General features: G+C 68.5%; 19 protein-coding genes. 5 read left to right on the top strand and 14 right to left on the bottom strand.

Annotated features, from left to right (window positions below):
- The 8 genes from GVY64_RS34990 to GVY64_RS34955 all read right to left on the bottom strand — a co-directional run.
- On the bottom strand, positions 1-187 hold a 187-nt coding region (locus tag GVY64_RS34990; RefSeq protein WP_159850704.1), incomplete at its 3' end, for an acetyl-coenzyme A synthetase N-terminal domain-containing protein.
- A 51-nt stretch (positions 188-238) separates the two neighbouring features.
- Positions 239-1,876, bottom strand: coding sequence for a solute symporter family protein (locus GVY64_RS34985; protein WP_159850702.1), 1,638 nt, complete (start codon positions 1,874-1,876; stop codon positions 239-241).
- The gene (locus GVY64_RS34980; RefSeq protein ID WP_159850700.1) at positions 1,873-2,229 is read right to left on the bottom strand and encodes a DUF485 domain-containing protein; all 357 of its coding nucleotides are present in this window, start codon (positions 2,227-2,229) and stop codon (positions 1,873-1,875) included. Before GVY64_RS34980 ends, GVY64_RS34985 begins: the two co-directional genes overlap by 4 nt.
- Positions 2,230-2,390: 161 nt before the next feature.
- Positions 2,391-4,145: a sodium/solute symporter gene (locus tag GVY64_RS34975; protein WP_442939678.1), complete on the bottom strand. Its 1,755-nt coding sequence runs from the start codon at positions 4,143-4,145 to the stop codon at positions 2,391-2,393.
- Positions 4,146-4,665: 520 nt separating this feature from the next.
- Positions 4,666-5,031 carry a hypothetical protein gene (locus tag GVY64_RS34970; protein WP_159850698.1) on the bottom strand — a complete coding sequence of 122 codons (366 nt, stop codon included), beginning with the start codon at positions 5,029-5,031 and terminating at the stop codon, positions 4,666-4,668.
- The gene (locus GVY64_RS34965) at positions 5,028-5,825 is read right to left on the bottom strand and encodes a LytR/AlgR family response regulator transcription factor (RefSeq protein WP_159850696.1); all 798 of its coding nucleotides are present in this window, start codon (positions 5,823-5,825) and stop codon (positions 5,028-5,030) included. Before GVY64_RS34965 ends, GVY64_RS34970 begins: the two co-directional genes overlap by 4 nt.
- 346 nt (positions 5,826-6,171) lie before the next feature.
- A complete protein-coding gene (locus GVY64_RS34960) occupies positions 6,172-7,368 on the bottom strand; it encodes a sensor histidine kinase (RefSeq protein WP_159850694.1) in 1,197 nt (398 codons plus the stop codon).
- Between the two features lie 666 nt (positions 7,369-8,034).
- Entirely contained in the window at positions 8,035-8,472 is a 438-nt protein-coding gene (locus GVY64_RS34955) for a hypothetical protein (protein ID WP_159850692.1), read from the bottom strand.
- Positions 8,473-8,793: 321 nt separating this feature from the next.
- Here GVY64_RS34955 and dnaE point away from each other — a divergent pair, with 321 nt between their 5' ends.
- Positions 8,794-12,342, top strand: a complete 3,549-nt coding sequence (gene dnaE, locus GVY64_RS34950; RefSeq protein WP_159850690.1) for a DNA polymerase III subunit alpha — start codon at positions 8,794-8,796, stop codon at positions 12,340-12,342.
- Positions 12,343-12,661: 319 nt separating this feature from the next.
- On the opposite strand, the gene GVY64_RS34945 is transcribed toward dnaE, so the two are convergent.
- Both GVY64_RS34945 and GVY64_RS34940 read right to left on the bottom strand, forming a co-directional pair.
- Positions 12,662-13,483, bottom strand: coding sequence for an esterase/lipase family protein (locus GVY64_RS34945; RefSeq protein ID WP_201298303.1), 822 nt, complete (start codon positions 13,481-13,483; stop codon positions 12,662-12,664).
- A 509-nt stretch (positions 13,484-13,992) separates the two neighbouring features.
- The gene (locus GVY64_RS34940; RefSeq protein ID WP_159850688.1) at positions 13,993-14,244 is read right to left on the bottom strand and encodes a hypothetical protein; all 252 of its coding nucleotides are present in this window, start codon (positions 14,242-14,244) and stop codon (positions 13,993-13,995) included.
- A 162-nt stretch (positions 14,245-14,406) separates the two neighbouring features.
- Here GVY64_RS34940 and GVY64_RS34935 point away from each other — a divergent pair, with 162 nt between their 5' ends.
- The 3 genes from GVY64_RS34935 (at position 14,407) to GVY64_RS34925 (ending at position 15,791) form a co-directional block, all read left to right on the top strand.
- Positions 14,407-15,297: a helix-turn-helix domain-containing protein gene (locus tag GVY64_RS34935; protein WP_159850686.1), complete on the top strand. Its 891-nt coding sequence runs from the start codon at positions 14,407-14,409 to the stop codon at positions 15,295-15,297.
- Positions 15,294-15,506 (top strand): DUF397 domain-containing protein, encoded by a 213-nt coding sequence (locus GVY64_RS34930; protein WP_159850684.1) that lies wholly within the window; start codon positions 15,294-15,296, stop codon positions 15,504-15,506. The genes GVY64_RS34935 and GVY64_RS34930 overlap by 4 nt, the downstream gene beginning before the upstream one ends.
- 75 nt (positions 15,507-15,581) lie before the next feature.
- Positions 15,582-15,791, top strand: a complete 210-nt coding sequence (locus GVY64_RS34925; RefSeq protein WP_159850682.1) for a DUF397 domain-containing protein — start codon at positions 15,582-15,584, stop codon at positions 15,789-15,791.
- Positions 15,792-15,873: 82 nt separating this feature from the next.
- On the opposite strand, the gene GVY64_RS34920 is transcribed toward GVY64_RS34925, so the two are convergent.
- Positions 15,874-17,070: a Cmx/CmrA family chloramphenicol efflux MFS transporter gene (locus tag GVY64_RS34920; protein ID WP_159850680.1), complete on the bottom strand. Its 1,197-nt coding sequence runs from the start codon at positions 17,068-17,070 to the stop codon at positions 15,874-15,876.
- A 72-nt stretch (positions 17,071-17,142) separates the two neighbouring features.
- A complete protein-coding gene (locus GVY64_RS34915) occupies positions 17,143-17,715 on the bottom strand; it encodes a TetR/AcrR family transcriptional regulator (protein WP_159850678.1) in 573 nt (190 codons plus the stop codon).
- 159 nt (positions 17,716-17,874) lie between these two features.
- On the opposite strand from GVY64_RS34915, the gene GVY64_RS34910 reads away from it, so the two are divergent.
- Positions 17,875-18,276: a PPC domain-containing protein gene (locus GVY64_RS34910; RefSeq protein ID WP_159850676.1), complete on the top strand. Its 402-nt coding sequence runs from the start codon at positions 17,875-17,877 to the stop codon at positions 18,274-18,276.
- A gap of 3 nt (positions 18,277-18,279) precedes the next feature.
- Here the strand turns inward: GVY64_RS34910 and GVY64_RS34905 are convergent, their stop codons facing one another.
- Together GVY64_RS34905 and GVY64_RS34900 are read right to left on the bottom strand one after the other, a co-directional pair.
- The gene (locus tag GVY64_RS34905) at positions 18,280-18,897 is read right to left on the bottom strand and encodes a class I SAM-dependent methyltransferase (protein WP_159850674.1); all 618 of its coding nucleotides are present in this window, start codon (positions 18,895-18,897) and stop codon (positions 18,280-18,282) included.
- Between the two features lie 376 nt (positions 18,898-19,273).
- A partial coding sequence (locus GVY64_RS34900) for an integrase core domain-containing protein (protein WP_159850672.1) occupies positions 19,274-19,386 on the bottom strand: 113 nt, incomplete at its 5' end.

The raw sequence follows: 19,386 nt of genomic DNA, 5'->3' as shown, positions 1-19,386 counted from the left end.
TCCAGTCCAGCACCTGGGTGAACGGTTCGTGCCAGTGCAGCCGCCCGGCCTGTTCGGCCCAGAACGCGTCACGATCGGCCGCCGCCCGCTCGTAGAGCGCGGCGTCGGCGTTCGCCTGCGCGGCGAAATCCGCAGTCGGCGGGTAGGCGGTGGTGGTGCCGCGGTCATCGGCGGTTGCGCTGGTCACGCGAGATCTCCTAACGAATGAGCGAGGGGGACGAGGTCTGCCGGGCGACGATCAGTGCACCACCGCCTTCTCCGCTCCCACGCCGGTGAGCGAGCGAACCTCCATCTCCGCCGCCTTGGCCGGATCCTCGGACCTGCCGCCGACGAAGGTTCCGAGCACGCCGAGCAGGAACGCCAACGGGATGGACACGATGCCCGGGTTGGACAGCGGGAACCAGTCGAAGTCCATGCCCGGCAGCATGGCGGTCTTGGTGCCGGAAACCGCGGGGGAGAACACGATCAGCACGATCGTCGAGATCAGGCCGCCGTACATGCTCCACAGCGCGCCGGTGGTGTTGAACCGCCGCCAGAACAGCGAGTACAGGATGGTCGGCAGGTTCGCCGACGCCGCGACCGCGAACGCCAGCGCCACCAGGAAGGCGACGTTCTGCCCGTTGGCGAGGATGCCCAGGGCGATGGCCAGCACGCCGATCACCACCGCGGTGATCCGGGAGACCCTGACCTGTTCGCGCTCACCGGCTTTGCCGCGCTTGATGACATTGGCGTAGATGTCGTGGGCGAACGACGCCGACGCGGTGATGGTCAGGCCCGCGACCACCGCGAGGATGGTGGCGAAGGCGACCGCGGAGATCACGCCGAGCAGCACCACGCCGCCGAGTTCGAAGGCCAGCAGCGGCGCCGCCGAATTCTGCCCGCCCGCGGCCGCCAGGATGCGGTCCGGCCCGACGATCGCCGCCGCGCCGTAGCCCAGCACCAGGGTGAACAGGTAGAACGCGCCGATCAGGCCGATCGCCCAGACCACCGAGCGCCGCGCTTCTTTGGCGGTGGGCACGGTGTAGAAGCGCATCAGCACGTGCGGCAGGCCCGCGGTGCCGAGCACCAACGCAAGACCGAGGGACAGGAAGTTGAGCTTCGAAGTCTCACTGCCGCCGTACTGCGCCCCGGGGGCGAGGACGTCACGCGCCGCGACGGCCTTGTTCGACGACTCGGAGACGGCTTCCTGTGCGGAGCCGAGGATGTCGGAGACGTTGAAACCGAACTTGGCGAACACCATGACGGTCATCAGCGCCGCGCCCACGATCAGCAGCACGGCCTTGATGATCTGTACCCACGTGGTGCCCTTCATGCCGCCGACCAGTACGTACACGATCATCAGCACGCCGACGACGGCGATCACGACGGACTGTCCGGTCTTGTCGGAGATGTCCAGCAGCAACGCGACGAGTCCGCCCGCGCCCGCCATCTGCGCGAGCAGGTAGAACAGCGACACGGTGAGCGTGGACAGCGCGGCGGCGGTGCGCACCGGGCCTTCCTTCAGCCGGAAGCTCAGCACGTCGGCCATGGTGAATTTGCCGGTGTTGCGGAGCATCTCGGCGACCAGCAGCAGCGCGACCAGCCAGGCGACGAGGAATCCGATGGAGTAGAGGAATCCGTCGTAGCCGTAGACCGCGATCGCGCCCGCGATGCCGAGGAAGCTCGCGGCCGAGAGATAGTCGCCCGCGATGGCGACGCCGTTCTGCGGGCCGGAGAAGCCGCGCCCGCCGGTGAAATAGTCGGCGGCGGTGGCATTGTTCCGGCTGGCCCGGATCACCACGATCATGGTGAACACGACGAAGACGCCGAAGATGGCGATATTGGCGACCGGGTTGCCGACCGTCGCGGCGGCGGCGTGGGTGTGCACGGTGTTCACGCTCGTTCTCCCTCGAGGTAGCCGCGGATCTTCGCCGCGCGCGGATCCAGTTCCCGGTTGGCGAACCGGACGTAGAGCGCGGTGATGGCGAAGGTGGAGACGAATTGACCGAGCCCGAGCAGCAATCCGACGTTGACGTTGCCGAACACCGGATGACTCATGAAGTCGTGGGCGTAGGCGCCGAGCAGGACGTAACCGAGGTACCAGAGCAGGAACAACGCGGTCATCGGAAACACGAAGCGGCGCAAGCGCGTTCGCAGTTCCTGGAATTGGGGGCTCGCCTGGACTTCGGCGAATTCTGCTGCGCTCGGCGCTCGCCGCGGGGCGGTGTCGTCGAGTTCGGTACTGATCATGATGGTCCTACCAAGTGACGTGGCTTACTTCTCGAGGACGGTAAGCCAGACCCGCGGGGCGCCAGTAGGCTGTGGCGTGGGTCACTCCGTGAAGGTGTCCGAATCTGCGGTGAGCGGTCGATACCGCGCGACGAACGGTCGGACGGCAGTGCGGTGGGCGGTCAGTCCGAGCGCAGACTGCGCTCGCGATCGGCGCCCATGCCCAGACGCTCGGGTGCGTGCATCCGGACGAAGATCCGGCTCACCATTCTGGTCTCCAGCCCCCGGGTGACCGAGCTGACCAGCACCATGGTGGCGAACGCCAGCGGCACGCTGATCGCCGCCGGATAGCCGAGCAGCGCCGAGGGCCAGCCGCCTGCCACGTCGTCGGAGAATCCGCCGGTCACCGAGACGGCGGTGGCGGTGCCCGCGGCGAGCCCGCCCGCGATCAGACCGGCCGCCGCGCCCGTCGCGGTCAGCCCGCGCCACCAGATCCCCAGCACCAGCAGCGGGCACAGCGTGGAAGCGGCCACCGCGAAGGCCAGGCCGACGGTGCGGGACAGATCCAGCGACACCACCGTCAGCGACAGCGCCAGCGGCACCGAGCCCGCGACCAGGGCCGCGGTGCGGAAGTCCCGGATCCGCCCGCGCAGCATGTCGGTACTGAGCACGCCCGCGATGCTCACCAGCAGTCCGGACGAGGTGGACAGGAACGCGGCGATCGCGCCTGCCGCGGCCAGCGCCGCGAGCAACTGGCCGGGCAGTCCCGCCACCACCGATCCGGGCAGCAGCACCACCGCCGCGTCGGAGGTCCCGGTGATCAGCAGCTGCGGCACGTACAGCCGGGCGAACGCGCCCAGCAGGACGGGGAACAGGTAGAACAGCCCGACCAAGCCGATCACCGCGAGCGCGGTCGCGCGCGCGGCCCGCCCGTCCGGGTTGGTGTAGAAACGCACCAGCACGTGCGGCAGACCCATGGTGCCGAGGAAGGTCGCGAGGATCAGCGAATAGACCTGGTAGGTCGGATGCGGTCCGCCCAAGCCGCCGCCGGGCGCCAGCCAGCCCGCGCCGTCGGCCGGTGCGCCCGCCACCACCGGCACCGCCGCCCCCGCCTCCAGCACCAACCGCGTTCCCGCCGCCAGCTCGTGCGTGCCGGGTGCCAGCGGCACCGGGCCGTCGACCGCGTGCTCGTCCAGGGTCCCGGTGATCGAGACCCGCTGCGGCGCGCTGACCCGCACCACCACGTCGGTGGTCACGTCGACGGTCGTGCGCTCGGACACCACCGGCGGGGCGGGGGCGCCCAGTTCGCGCTCGTCGGCCAGGAAGTGCCCGAGCAGCACCAGCGCGGGCAGCGCCACCGCGGTCAGTTTCAACCAGTACTGGAACGCCTGGACCAGCGTGATCGAGCGCATCCCGCCGCCGACCACGTTGGCGATCACGATCGCGCCCACAGCCACCGCGCCCACCCAGTCCGGAACACCGAGCAGTATGTGCAGCGTCAACCCGGCCCCTTGGAACTGCGGGATGAGATACACCGCGCAGATGAGCACCACGACGGTGGCCGCGAGCCTGCGCAAACGCAATGAGCCGAGCCGGAATTCGGCGAAGTCGGGCACCGTGTACGCGCCGGAGCGGCGCAGCGGTGCGGCGACGAACATCAGCAGCGCCAGATATCCGGCGGTGAATCCCACCGGGTACCACAGCGCGTCGGCGCCGTACTTCGCGATCAACCCGGCCACACCGAGGAACGAGGCAGCCGAGAGGTATTCGCCGGAGATCGCTGCGGCGTTCCAGCGCGGGCCCACGCTGCGCGAAGCGACCAGGAAATCCGAGGTGGTGCGGGCCAGACGCACGCCGTACGCACCGATCGCGACCGTCGCCAGCGCCGCGAGCGCCAGCGCCGCCACCGTCAGCGCCGGGGCCGTGCCCGGCATCATGGCGTGCCTCCGGGCGGGCCGGACGGATCGGTGCGGCACGCCACCGCGACATCTCGACCGGTGGGTGAGCGGAACTGTTCGGTGTGCGATGCGGTCCATGTCGCCGGTATGGGCGACGCGCCTCCCTCCGAGGGAACTCGTCCCGGTCGCCGGGGCCACCAGTTCTCGCGGGGCATTCGGGATGTCCGCGCGCCGATCGGAGGGCGTGGATGGTCATGCTCTACGTGCGGGAGGGCATAACCGGGCGTCCGCGCGGTGGCACGGATTCGGGTCGCGCGCCTCGTCAGATTTCGGCCGATGGGCGAACCGATCGGTTCGGTGCGTGATGCGGCCCGTGTGGCCGGTGTGGTGGAAGCACCGCCATCCCAGGAAGCTCGTCCCGGTCGCCGGAGGCACCGGTTCCGGCCAGGCACTCCGGATGTCCGCGCGCCGGTCGGAAGGCGCGGATGGACACGGGCCACGTGCGGGCGGGCGGAACCGGGCGTCCGTGCCGCCGGGAGAGTTCGAGCCGGGCACATGGTCAGTCCTCGGCCAGTTCGAGGAAATCCTGTTCGTTGCGTTCGGCCAAGCGCACGTACGTGCGGCCGATCAGGAACAGCAACGGGTATACCGCGCCGCCGAGCAGCAGCCACGGCAAACGGATGCCCAGCACCGTCATCGATCCGATCGAGCCGGTGCGGAACAGCACCGGCAGCGCGCACAGCAGCGCGATCGTCACCAGGCCCACGCGCAGCGCGAGTCCGAGTTGCGCGCGAATGAGGCCGCCGATGAGCGCTTCGCCGAACTCGGTCTGCTCGGCGACCTCCACTCGCGTGCGCACCCGCCGTGCGCCTCGTCGCTCGGAGAGCACGACGCGCCTGCGCGCCGGGCGCTGCGGCGCGGTCACTGATTGCCCCAGTGTTGCCGCGGCCGGTGCACCAGCCGCTGTTTCAGCTCGCGCACCTGTCGTCGGCTCACCGGCAGTTCGACCGCTCGCGCGTCGCCCTCGGCGCGCAGGCACACCACGGTGCCGGAACCCACCGTGCGCAGCCCGGTGACCAGTCGCAGCGCCACCAGGTACGAGCGGTGCACGCGCAAGAAGCCCGCGTCGTGCCAGCGTGCTTCCAGCGCCGACAACGGGATCCGTACCAGATGCGACCCGGCGCTCGTGTGCAGCCGCGCGTAATCACCGTCGGCTTCGACCCAGCTCACGCTCGATCTCGGCACCAGCGTCGTCACCCCGCCCAGCTCCACCGGAATGACCTCGCTCGGCTCGGCGCGCGCGTCGGCGGCCTGCTGGTGTGGCGCGCTGCGGGCCGCCGCGATCCGCCGCACCGCCTCCGCGAGCCGGGCCTCGCGCAGCGGCTTGAGCAGGTAGTCCACCGCGCCGAGGTCGAACGCGGCGATCGCCCGGTCGTCGTGCGCGGTCACGAAGACCACGGCGGGCGGATTGGCGAACTCCGACAGGATGCCCGCCAGTTCCATACCGTCCAGGCCGGGCATGTTGATGTCCAGGAAGACCGCGTCGACCGGATGGGCGCGCAGCACCCGCAGCGCGCTGGTGGCGTCGCCCGCCGCGTGGATCTCCCCGATCTCGGTGCACGCGCGCAGCAGAAACACCAGCTCGTCCAGAGCGGGTTTCTCGTCGTCCACGGCGAGCACGCGCAGCGCGCCCGCCGGCTTGCCGGTAACGCGGGTCACAATCGCACCATCGTAAAGCTCCCCTGCCGGGCGGCCGACCGGGTGTCGTCGACGGGAGTTCCCCGGCGTCCCGGGGTCTCATCTGCGGATGTCTGCTCTCCGCAATTGCGGCACTGCTGCCGGGCGTCGTGTGCGTGGGTGGCATGAGCCGTGCGCCCCGGAGTTGCACACCGGATTATTGTCCGGATGTCAGGCATGCGAGCGGGTGTGGTTGCTGGTATCGCGCCGGGTCTCCTTCCCGGATGCTCGTTGTCGGCGGGAGCCGGGCCTTTCAAGCGTTGCGCGCGTCGGTCACCGGCTCGGACACCCGCCGTCTGCACGGGGCCACCTCCGGGGTGTGCCGGCTTCATGGCCGGATGCCCGCGAGGAATTTGGGGACGCGCAAGCTGACCTTCGTGCCCGCGCCGGGGGCGGTTTCCACGACCAGGCCGTAGTCGTCGCCGAAGGCCGCGCGCAATCGGTCGTCGACGTTGGCCAGGCCGACGTGCGCGGACTCTCCCGACCCGGCGGGACCCGTTCCGGCGTCGACGGCGTCCAGCGCGCCGGAGCGCAGGAGGTCCGGGTCCATGCCGACGCCGTCGTCCTCGACGCTGATCACGCAGTCGGTGCCCGCGTCGGTGGCGACGATGCTGACGGTGCCGCCGTGGGCGGTGCCCGCCAGCCCGTGCCGCACCGCGTTCTCCACCAGCGGCTGCAGCGCCAGGAAGGGCAGGACCACGCCGAGCACCTCGGGCGCGATCCGCAGCCGGACCTGCAGCGCGTCGCCGAAACGGGCGCGTTCCAGCGCGAGGTACCGCTCGATGTTGCGCAATTCGTCCGACAGCACCGTGAATTCGCCCGCTGCGCGGAAGGAATACCGGGTGAAGTCGGCGAATTCGAGGATCAGCTCCCTGGCCCGCGCCGGGTCGGTGCGGACGAACGAGGCGATGGTGTTCAGCGCGTTGTAGATGAAATGCGGGCTGATCTGCGCCCGCAGCGCACGCACCTCCGCGCGGTCCAGCCGGGCCCGCGACGCGTCCAGTTCGGCCAGTTCGAGCTGTCCGCAGGCATACCGGGCCACTTCGGCGACCGCGCCGAGCCGACCCGGTCCCGGCTGTCCGGTGCTCACCACGCCCAGGACACCGGCCACGCCGTTGGATTCGATCAGCAGCGGTTGCGCGATCAGCGTGCGTCCCGCGTGTTCGCCCCGGCCCGGCCCGGCGACGAGCACCGGACGCTCGCCCGCGACGGCGCGCTCGGCGGCTTCGCCGAAGTATTCGGCCAGTTCGGCGTGCGGCCCGTCCCAGGCCAGCAGGGTGCCGTCGGGATCGGCCAGCGCGAGCGCCTCGGCCCCGGTGAGTGCCCGAAGGTGCGGGGCCGCCTCCCGAGCGGACTGCTCGGTGAGCCCGCGCCGCAGCGGCACCGCCGCCAGCGACGCGATGTGCAGCGCCGAATGCACCGCCCGCTCGGCGGGGGTGGTCACCACTCTGCGGGTGCGCGACCAGATCAGCAGCGCACCGGCGATCAGTGCCGCCGTGGCCGCGACGGCGAGCGCGGTGGTCATGGCGGGCAGCGGCGCGCGGGCTTCATGGGCTGATTATCCGACCTGATCGGTTGCTGGGCGGTGGCGGCCGTGCAGCGCGAAGACGGCGTGGGGTCGAGCGCGGGCACGGGCGACAGCGGTCGCGCGAGGGGGCCGGAGCCGGTGAGAGCGGCCGATGCCGCCCCTGGCCGAGAGTTCGGCCGCTGCGGTCTCCGGCGATCGGGCGCGGCGCGGTGGCGGCCATGGGGTCGAACGTGGGCGTGCGGTCGAGTGGAGAAGCTCGCGGCAGCGGTCACGCGCACGAGCTGGATCCGCTGGGCGCGAAGTGCGCCGCCGTTGGTGCGGGGCGCGGTTCGGGCCTGCGCAGTCTCGGCGGTCGCAGGCGGAGAGTGGCGGACGTGCGGTGTGGATGCGGGGCAGTCGAGCGCGGATGCTCGCGATGGCGACAGTACGAACGGCCGGATGCGTGAGCGCGGCCCGCACCACTGTCGGATAGGGGCGTAGTTCCGGCGTGCGGGGTCCCGGCTCGGAGGTGTGCTGTGCAGCGGCGGCCGCGTGGGTGAACGCGGGCGGCGATCGAGCGCTCGCGACAAACGATCGACACGCCGGCCGTCCGAACCGGCCGGTTCGGGTCGAGCGCGGACCGCGCCGCCGCCGGGCGAGGGCGCGGTCCGGCCTGTGGGAGTCTCAGCCCTGGTACGGAGGCACCGTGAACTCGACGGTGCCCGGGTCGGGGAAGTGCGCCGCGCCGATGGTGACGGTCGCGGTGAAGTGGCCGATGCCGGGCGCGAACAGCGTGGAGTGGCTGCTGTTGCCCCAATAGCCGGGGCCCTGGGCGACCACCTGGAAGGTGCCTTCCTGGCCGGTGCCGACGTTGTGCCAGTTCAGCGTGATCGGCAGCGTGCACGGCCCGGTGCCGACCAGCGTCGTGCCCACGGTGAACGCCGCCTGGTTGGGGTAGGCGTTGCCGTTGACCGACATCTGCACCTGACCGACGCACGGCCCCTGAGCCAGGGTGTACACGGTGGCGAACGCGGCGGGGGCGGCCGTCGCGGGCGCGGCCGTCGCGACCAGTGCCGCCATCGCGGTGAGGGGGACGGTCAACAGCGCTGTCGTCGAATTCATCGACACCTCCACGATTTCGGGAAAACAATCCTGCCTGTCGTGCTCGTCCGTCCCCGGAAGCGCTCGGCGGCGTCGCGGGGAGGGAAGCAGAGCGTACCGCCGTGTCACGGCCCTCGGCCGGTGGTTCCGGCATTCCGCGCAGTACCGACACTCGCGGAAATCGGCCACTCACACGGCGAGTCGCCAGGACGCGCCGGTGACCATCCTCACCGACACGCCGGGCGTCCACGGGACGGCAGCGCGCCGGTCCGAAGCAGTCGGTGGGCCCGCCTAGAATCGGTCCAGCCAACCCCCGTCGAGACCTTGGGAGGAAGGACCGTCTTGGCCGCCTCGTCCGGATCGTTCGTCCATCTGCACAACCACACCGAGTACTCCATGCTCGATGGTGCGGCCAAGATCTCGCCACTGTTCACCGAGGCGAAACGGCTGGGGATGAACGCGGTCGGGATGACCGACCACGGCAACATGTACGGCGCCTCGGAGTTCTACAACTCGGCCAAGAAGCACGACATCAAGCCGATCATCGGCATCGAGGCCTACATCGCGCCCGCCTCCCGGTTCGACACCAAGCGCGTGCAGTGGGGCGATCCCAGCCAGAAGGGCGACGACGTCTCCGGCTCCGGCGCCTACACCCACATGACCATGGTCGCCGAGAACGCGACCGGCCTGCGCAATCTGTTCAAGCTCTCCTCGCTGGCCTCGATCGAGGGCCAGCTCGGCAAGTGGGCGCGCATGGACGCGGAGATCATCGCCCAGTACGCCGAGGGGATCATCGCGACGACCGGCTGCCCTTCCGGCGAGGTGCAGACCCGCCTGCGCCTCGGGCACGAGCGTGAGGCGCTGGAGGCCGCGGCCAAGTGGCAGGAGATCTTCGGCAAGGACAACTTCTTCCTCGAGGTCATGGACCACGGCCTGTCCATCGAGCGCCGGGTCCGCGAGGGACTGCTGAACGTCGGCAAGCAGTTGGGCATTCCGGCGCTGGCCACGAACGACTGCCACTACGTCACCAAGGATCAGTCCGCCAACCACGAGGCGCTGCTGTGCGTGCAGACCGGCAAGACGCTCTCGGACCCCACGCGGTTCAAGTTCGACGGCGACGGCTACTACCTGAAGTCCGCCGAGGAGATGCGCGCGCTGTGGGACGCCGAGGTGCCCGGCGCGTGCGACAACACGGTGCTGATCGGCGAACGGGTCCAGTCCTACGACGACGTGTGGGCCTTCAAGGACCGCATGCCGATCTTCCCGGTGCCCGAGGGCGAGGACCAGGATTCCTGGCTGCGCAAGGAGGTCGACCGCGGCCTCGCGCGCCGGTTCCCGGGCGGTGTGCCCGAGGAGTACTACACCCGCGCCTACTTCGAGCTCGACGTCATCAAGCAGAAGGGCTTCCCCGCCTACTTCCTCGTCGTAGGCGACTTGGTGAAGCACGCGCGGGAAGTCGGCATCCGGGTGGGTCCCGGCCGTGGCTCGGCGGCCGGTTCGCTGGTCGCCTACGCGCTCGGCATCACCAATATCGACCCGCTGCCGCACGGCCTGCTGTTCGAGCGGTTCCTCAACCCGGAGCGCCCGTCCGCGCCCGATATCGATATCGACTTCGACGATCGCCGCCGCGGTGAGATGGTCCGCTACGCCACCGAGAAGTGGGGTACCGACCGGGTCGCCCAGGTGATCACGTTCGGCACGATCAAAACCAAAGCCGCGATCAAGGACTCCGCGCGCGTCCAGTTCGGCCAGCCCGGCTTCGCCATCGCCGACCAGATCTCCAAGGCGCTCCCGCCGCCGATCATGGCCAAGGACATCCCGCTGTCGGGCATCATGGACCCCGATCACGAGCGGTACAAGGAAGCAGCCGAGGTCCGCGAGCTCATCGGCAGCAACCCGGACGTGGCCAAGATCTACGAGACGGCGCGCGGCCTCGAGGGCCTGATCCGCAACGCGGGTGTGCACGCCTGCGCGGTGATCATGTCCTCCGAGCCTTTGATGGACGCCATCCCGGTGTGGAAGCGGCCCCAGGACGGGGCGATCATCACCGGCTGGGACTACCCGTCCTGCGAGGCCATCGGCCTGCTGAAGATGGACTTCCTGGGCCTGCGCAACCTCACCGTCATCGGTGACGCGCTGGACAACATCAAGGCCAACCGCGGCATCGACCTGGACATGGACAACCTGCCGCTGGACGATCCCGCCACCTACGAATTGCTCTCGCGCGGTGACACTCTCGGCGTCTTCCAGCTCGACGGTGGCCCCATGCGCGACCTCCTGCGCCGTATGCAACCCACCGGCTTCAACGACATCGTCGCCGTGCTCGCGCTGTACCGGCCCGGCCCGATGGGCATGAACGCGCACAACGACTACGCCGACCGCAAGAACGGGCGGCAGCCGATCAAGCCGATCCACCCCGAGCTGGAGGAGCCGCTCAAGGACATCCTCGCCGAGACCTACGGCCTGATCGTCTACCAAGAGCAGATCATGTTCATCGCGCAGAAGGTCGCCTCCTACTCGATGGGCAAGGCCGACGCGCTGCGCAAGGCCATGGGTAAGAAGAAGCTCGAAGTGCTCGAGGCCGAGTACAAGGGCTTCCACGAGGGCATGACCGCGAACGGGTTCTCCGAGGCCGCGGTGAAGGCGTTGTGGGACACCATCCTTCCGTTCGCCGGTTACGCGTTCAACAAGTCGCACGCCGCCGGCTACGGCCTCGTCTCGTTCTGGACCGCCTACCTCAAGGCCAACTATCCGGCCGAGTACATGGCGGGCCTGCTCACCTCCGTCGGCGACGACAAGGACAAGGCCGCGGTCTACCTGTCGGACTGCCGCCGTCTCGGCATCACCGTGCTTCCGCCGGACGTCAACGAGTCCGAGCAGAACTTCGCCTCCGTCGGCAAGGACATCCGCTTCGGTCTCGGCGCGGTGCGCAACGTCGGCGCGAACGTCGTGGCCTCGATCATCCAGGCGCGCAAGGAGAAGTCGAAGTTCACCGACTTCTCCGACTACCTGAACAAGATCGACGCGATCGCCGCGAGCAAGAAGGTCACCGAATCGCTCATCAAGGCAGGCGGGTTCGACTCGCTCGGACATCCGCGCAAGGGCCTGATGCTGATCCACTCCGATGCCATCGATGCCGTGATGGCCACCAAGAAGGCCGAGGCGATGGGTCAATTCGACCTGTTCGGCGGCTTGGACGCGGACGAGTCGGTGACTTCGGTGTTCAACGTGAAGGTGCCCGACGAGGAGTGGGAGACCAAGCACCGGCTCGCGCTGGAGCGGGAGATGCTCGGCCTGTACGTGTCCGGGCATCCGCTCAACGGCGTCGAGCATGTCCTCGCGGCGCAGGCCGACACGCAGATTCCCGCCATCCTGGAAGGCGATATCAAGGACGGCACGCAGGTGACCGTCGGCGGCATCCTCGCCTCGGTGAACCGGCGCATCAACAAGAACGGCCTGGCCTGGGCCTCGGCCCAGCTGGAAGACCTCACCGGTGGCATCGAGGTGCTGTTCTTTCCGCAGGCGTACTCCGTGTACGGAATGGATGTCGTCGAGGACGCCGTCGTGCTGGTCAAAGCGCGCGTCTCGGTCCGCGACGACCGTATCTCGCTGATCGCCAACGATCTCGCCGTGCCCGACCTGTCCGCCGTCGGCGTCGCCAAACCGCTCGCGGTGACCATCACCACCCGGATGTGCACACCGGACAAGATCGGCGAACTCAAGCGCGTCTTGTCCAGGCACCCCGGCACGTCGGATGTCCACATCCGGCACGTCGGCGCCCGAGACAAGACCACGCTGCTGAAACTCGACGACCGCCTGCGCGTCTCCCCGTCCTCGGCGCTGATGGGCGACCTGAAGGCGCTGCTCGGGCCGGGTTGCCTGGCAAGCTGACCGGCGGGTTACGCACGGGTCGGGACTGGGGCCGCTGGTCGGGCCTGGACTGATCGCGGGTGCCCCGTGGTCAGGATCGAGCTGCTGCTCGATTTGCTCCGGACTCGCGGCGGAGAGGGCGGCGTCGCCGTCTTCGGCGTCCAGCGGTTTCCAGCGGTGTGGCGACGTGTCCGGAGAGCTCGCTGGGGCAATCGGATGTCGGCTTGCGCCGGTATATGGATGCCGCCTGGTGGCGGTGGAGCGCCGCCGGTGGTGCGGGGCCGGAGGCAATTCGGCCCCGCCTCGCGGATGCGAGACGGGGCCGGGCTGGATCAGCCGACTACCTCACGAAGTCACGCACGCCCTCGAAAACCGTCGACGACGACAGTAGCGCGGTATGGCCGATGCACTGCGTCTGGGTGTTGGTGGCGCCGTTGAGAACTGTGCTCTCGTCGGGATTGATGATCTCGTCGCACGGTGACCACCAAGTGCCGTAGTTCACCCGGCCGGGGGTTTCGTCGGTGTTATTGAGTTCGGCGAGGAAGGTCGAGCCGGGCCGCATCTCCGTGCAGGAGGCATCGAGGCATCCGTTGGCGGTGTCGGTGCCGTGATTGGGGCCGGCGATGGAGACCCAGTCGTCGACGAAATCGACGCCGCCGAGGTTCTTCAGGTACCAGCGACTGTTGAGCCCGCCCATCGAGTGGGTGACGATGTCGACCTTGGCGGCGCCGGTTTTCGCGCGCAGCGCATCGACCTGTGCTTGAACCTCCAGCGCGATGTCCTTGTTGGACCGCGTCGAATCGTAGGTGAATCGTGCCATCTCGTCCGCGGAGTACCCCGCGTCCAGGAATCGGCCCCACATGTAATTCCAGTCCGCCGCCGATCCGTGCCATCCGTGGACGAAAAGGATGGGATCTCGCGCCGGCGCCGCCGCCGCCTGTGGCGCGGCGCTACCGAGTGCAGCGGTAGCCGTCGCGACCAGGGTGATTGCGGCGATCCCGAGGCGGCGCGTGATCAAGGTGATGTGCATGAATTCTGACTCCGATCTGCTCGTCGCACTACGAGCAGACAGAAGATAGCGCGGGGCTCGTCCGGGCACTGTGAAACGTTGAATTCCATTCGCGGCCATAGTTTCTGGCCATGCTCGGCGGTCAGCCCCCAAGCCGGAATGCTGCATATCCAGGCATGAGCATGCATTTGCTTGGTTGGTTCCGCGTAATCAGGAGTCGAGCCATTGCTCGATTCGTGCCGGCGTCGCGGCGGAGAGGACGACGTCCCCGTTTTCGGCATCCAGCAGTCGCCAGGCATGTGATGAGATCGGTTCGCGCATCAGGCAGTAGCCCGATGCCCCGCCGATGGGCGCGTTCCCGAGGGCTCAACTGCTGCGGCACGATCCGGCCACGCCGTACCAAGGTGTAGAAGGCGACCCACTTCCACGCACACCGATCGACCCGGCATTCCCGGTGCTGCCGCATCTGCCGATGCGCCGACTCGACCTCCGCCGCACCACAAATCCTCGGCGGCGCGACAACCCCGCCCCTCTCACCATTAATACGCAATAACTTCCGCATCCCTCCTCGCCCACCGGGCGTGACGTCGAGTGGCACATGGCTGCGGCATTTCGCGAGAAAGCCCTCCACCATGTGCGGTTGATCTTGGTCTGCGCGGCCTTTACGCCTGGCGGCTGCCGGGTGGCCCGGTCGCCAGAGCTGTTCGGCCCAGCGGGGTGATTTCGTAGCGGCCTTTTCGGGCTCCGGTCACGACGAGTTCGCGACCGGCCGGATTCGCCAGTGCTTGGCGGGTCTTCCACGCGGTGAGGGAGGCCGACACCTTGATCTGATGCTCGGTGAGCATCCCGCCACAGCTCAGCGCCCGCAGGATTCGGACTTGTATGGCGGAGAGGCTTCCCTGCTGCTTGGCCATGCGGCTATGTTGCTGCAAGCCAACGATATTCGGGCTGGGAAAACGGACGATCCGATGAAGTCGGCCATTTGCGCAACGCCCGGACCGGTCCACACGTAGTTCGACGTCCGAAACGGACCGGACCCTGGGCCGTTTCGGACCGAGCAGGGGAAAAGGGGAGCGATGGGGAAGGACGATCAGCCTGGTTCGACATTGCCGCGTCGGCAACTCGGGCGGGCATTGGAGGCGCGAGAAGGTGCCGGGTTCACCCTCGAGCGCGCCGCCCAGCTCATGGAAATGGGCAAGATCTCGGTCGGCAGGATCGAGAAGGGGCAGAACGACAAGGTCAAGCTGCGCGATGTCGAGGCGTTCGGCAAGCTGTACGGTCTCGGCGCGGAACAGATCGAAGAGCTAAAAGTCCTTGCACAGCAAACGCCTACGAAATCATGGTGGCAGGCGTCCCGCAATTTGATTATGCCTGGATTCAACACGTATCTCGGACTCGAATCCGGCGCGTCGCAACTTGCGATGTACCAGCCACTCGTCATCCCGGGCCTGCTCCAAGTCGCCGATTACGCGCGAGCAATTGAGCGGCCGTATCTTCCGAATGATACGCAGGAAGATATCGAGCGCCGTGTAGCACTGCGGTTGCGGCGGGCGGCAATCCTGACTCGGCGATCAAACCCTGTAAGGGGTGAGTTCGTAGTGCACGAGGGTGTTCTGCATACGATCGTCGGCTCCCGCGACGTCATGGCTGCACAACATCGACATATGGCCGATATGAGCACTCGCCCAAACGTCACCGTGCGGATACTGCCATTTACGGCCGGGTTTCCGGGCGACTGTGTCCCCGTCCTGCCCTACATCATTCTCGATTTCCCGGTATATGGTCCTGGTGGTCGTTCGGAGCCTCCAGTCGTCTACGCCGAAAACAACACAGGCGTGATGTTTTTCGAAGACGAAGACGACGTGAAGCGCTACCGCAGGATCCACGAAACGATCCTGGGCGCTGCGCTGGAGGGACAACCATCAAGAGATCTGCTCCGGCAGGTGGCAAGGAGATACGAACAGTGACAATCGGCCTAACCGGCGCGCGATGGTTCAAGTCGACACACAGCGGCACGGGGAACGAGTGCGTCGAAGTCGCGTGGTTGGAGGCGGGGAATGTCGGTGTCCGCGATTCGAAGGACCCGGCCGGTCCGGCGTTGATCTTCGCGCCGGGCCAGTGGGATGCCTTCGCCGGTGGCGTTCGTGACGGGGAGTTCCACCGGCCCGCTTCCTAAGTCGGGTCGGGAGCCATCGGAGGAGCGACAACCGTCCAGACCCCTGCTCAGGCAGTTGGCAAGGAGATACGAACAGTGACCATCGACTTAAACAACGCACAGTGGTTCAAGTCGTCACGTAGCACTCCGGCGCACGAGTGCGTCGAAGTCGCGTGGTTGGAGGCGGGGAATGTCGGTGTCCGCGATTCGAAGGACCCGGCCGGTCCGGCGTTGATCTTCGCGCCGGGCCAGTGGGATGCCTTCGCCGCCGGCGTCCGTGGCGGGGAGTTCGACCGACCGGCTTGAACAGGACTTCCACGCCGAACAACAGCGGCCCTGCACCCGTCTGCGCATCGTCGGGCCAGAGCCGCTGCCTTCGGCGACGGCGTTATCCCACGTCGGCCAGCGCCGGTGCAGGCGCGTCGGCCGACTCTCGCGCCGCCTCCTGGCGATGCAGGGCGTGGCTGCCTGCGACGACGGCGAGGGCGGCCACGCCGAGGATCACGCCGATCCACGCGACCGCCGGGTATCCGAGCCCCGCGCCGATGGCCAGGCCGCCGAGCCAAGGGCCTGCGGTGATGCCGACATTGAACGAGGAGATGTTGGTGGCTCCCGCCAGGGTCGGCGCGTCGCCCGCGAGGGTGAAGACGCGGCTGTTCAGGGTCGGGTTGATGCCGAAGCCGAACGCGCCCAACAGGAACGACAGCAGCACGACCGGCACGGCGTGTTCCATGGTGAGGGCGAGCAGCGCGGAGGTGAGCATGCCACCGGTGATGCCGACGTACAGGCTGGTCAGCGGGTGATCGTCGGCGGTACGCCCGCCGAGGACGATGCCGAGGAACGCACCGAGTCCGTAGACGCCGAGTACCGCCGGAATCCAGGCGTCCGCCAGGCCGGTGGTGCGGGACAGCAGAGCCCCGAGGTAGGCGAAGGTGACCATCAGCGCGGCGATGGACAGCGCGGTGGTGGCGTAGGACAGCCACAGCGCGGGACGCATCATGGTCCGCAGTTCGGTGCGCAGTCGCAGCGGCGCGTCGGTCCGTCCGCCGGGGATCTTCGCCAGCACGCCGATCCCGGCCGCCGCCGACAACAGCGCGACCGCCCAGAACGCCGCCCGCCAGCCCAGCTGCTGCCCGATCACGGTGCCCGCCGGAAGCCCGATGATGATGGCCAAGGTGAGCCCGCCCGCGACGATGCTCATCGCCTTGCCGCGCGCGGTGGCGGGCACCAGGCTGATCGCCGTGGTCGCGGCCACCGCCCAGAACCCGGCGTAGACGAACGCGCCCACCACCCGGGTCGCGAACAGCACCCAGTAGTCCGAGGTGAGCGCCCCGACGACGTGCGTGCCGACGAACACCGCGAGGAAGGCCAGCAGGGCGGTGCGCCGCGACCAGCGCAGCGTCGCCACCGCCAGTACCGGCGCGCCCACCAGCATGCCCAGGGCGAACCCCGAGATGAGCAGCCCCGCGCGCGGCACGGAGACGCCCAGGTCTCCGGCCATCTCGGTGAGCAGGCCCGCGAGCATCAGCTCCGAGGTGCCCTGGGCGAAGATCGACAGACCCAGGACGTAGATCGCCCCGGGCATCGGTACCTCCTTGTTTTGTACTGATCTATCCAAAATGTGGACGCGGCGAAGCCGCCGCCGAGGCGAGAGGTGTCAGAGTGCGTCGAGCGCGGTGGTCGCGATGGCGGCCAGCGTTTCGCGGTCCGCACCGCCGCGCGCCGCCACCCGCATGCCGCTGATCGTGGCGATCACGAAGTGGGCCAGCGCGCGCGAATCCTTGTCCGGGGCGATCTCGCCCGCGCGCCGGGCGCTGTCGAAGACGTCGGTGAGTGCGGCGAGTCGTCGTTCGTGATCGGCGGCGAGCACGGCGGCCAGCTCGGGATCACGCGGGGCGAGCTCGATCATGGAATTGACGACGAGGCAGCCGAGCGGGTCCTCGTCGGAGGCATCGACGATCTGCCACAGCAGGGCGTGGATCTTGGCGCGCACCTCCGCCGGGCTGTCGAGCAGATCGAACGTCGCGGCGTTCTTCGTCGTCATGTAGCGGCGCAGGGCGCGGCCGAACAGGTCGCGCTTGCTGGTGAAGGTGTTGTAGATGCTGCTGCGGCCGAGGCCGGTCGCGGCGCAGAGGTCCTCGGTGGAGGTCGCCTCGTACCCCGCGCGCCAGAACGCGTGCATCGCCGCGTCCACCGCGCGGTCCTCGTCGAACGATCTGGGTCGTGGCATGGGTTCACGCTAACACAGTTTTGAACAGATCGTTCCAATATAGTGGCGGACAGCTCGCGACCTGCGGTGTTCGAAGTCCAAGCCACTGTTAAGCATCCGATAGGCGGGGGCGTGGACAGTTCTGGAGCAAGTCGTCCACTTCAGGAAACGAGGATCACCATGCATGCCATCCTGCGCACCCTGCGCCTGCTCGTACTCGGCGTCACGCTGTTCGTGCCGGCGTTCGCCGTCGCGACGGTCGGGGCAGGCGCGGCGAACGCGGGCTCGGTCTACGAGATCGAGTTCGCGCCGGGAAGCGATCACACGTCGGTCGACGGAGCGGTCGTCCGCGGCGACGCCGACACCTTAGCGTTCGAGGCGCGGGCCGGGCAGACCTTGACCCTCGACCTCACCTCCGTCGAGGGCAACGCGCGGTTCACCACCAGCGGCCCCGACGGACGCGTGCTGTGCGCGGAGGAGACCTGGAGCCGGATCACGTTGCCCGAGAGCGGCTACTACACCATCTCGGTGGAGCCGAGCCGTGGCAACGCCACCTACACCTTGTCGGTGCGCATCGTCTGATCGTCAGGGCGACACCGCGACGCCGAGCGTCTGGGCGACCAGAAAGCGGGGAGCGTGCTCCCCGTAGAACGACTCCGCGTCGCGGATCTCGAAACCGGCGTCTGTCACCAGGCCGCGGATGTCGCGGTTGAGATGGCAGCCGCCGAACAGTCGTTTCTGCACCGGGTTCAGCCGGTTCTGCCACACCCGCACCTTCTCGTCCGGCGCCAGTCCGTGTTCGACGAAGTGCAGGGTGCCGCCGGGGACGAGTACCCGACGTACCTCGTCGAGCGCGGCGGCGATGTCGGGGATGGTGCACATCGTCCAGGTCGACAGTGCGCAGTCGAAGGTGTCGTCCGGGAAGGGCAGCGCCTGCCCGTCCAGCCCGGCCCGCTCGACCGGCACGGTGGCGTCGGCGAGGCGGCCGCTCGCCAGCCGCCAGCCGAGATCGGCGGGCTCGACCGCGCACACCTTCTCGATCGCCGCCGGGTAGAACGGCACGTTCAATCCGGAACCGAAGCCGATTTCCACGACCCGCCCGTGCAGTCCAGCGCACGCTCGCTCACGTAACGGCTTCAAGTCCTGCAGTCCGCAGGCGAGATCGACGATCCGGGGGACCACGTGCTCCGCATAGACGCCCACGCCTCCACTCTTGCAGGCATCGCCCCTCCGGGCCAAGGCCGCACAGCCGTTTGCCCGGCAGGTTTCTGCGCTCGGTCGGTCCGCCCTCGCCCCCGGCCATGCTGACGTCGCTCGTCGCTCGTCGCTCGTCGCTCGTCGCTCGTCGCTCGTCGCTGGTGGCTGGTGGCTGGTGGCTGGTGGCTGGTGGCTGGTCGCTGGTGGCTCGTGGCGGTTGTCGTGCTGGTCGCGCCGGTCGCGTTTGCCGTGCTTGTCGTGCTTGCGGCGCGTGTCGTGCTCGTCGCCCGGCACATGGTGGTGATGCTGTCGCATCGGATGGGCTGCCAAGCGCAACACGCGCCCTCTCTCCGCCGACGGACGCGCTAGGTGTACCCGGCCATCAGGTTGGTTGCAGTCGGCTGATGGGCGGATGACCGTCGAGTGCACTGTGGCGTCGTCGAGTGTTGTAGTACTCGATCCACGGTGCAAGGGCTGCGGCGCGTTCGGTGTTGC

Source organism: Nocardia sp. CY41, from assembly GCF_009829325.1.
Classification (GTDB): Bacteria; Actinomycetota; Actinomycetes; order Mycobacteriales; family Mycobacteriaceae; genus Nocardia.
Note: the sequence above shows the minus strand (reverse complement) of the source record. Positions and strands in the feature narration are given on the sequence as shown.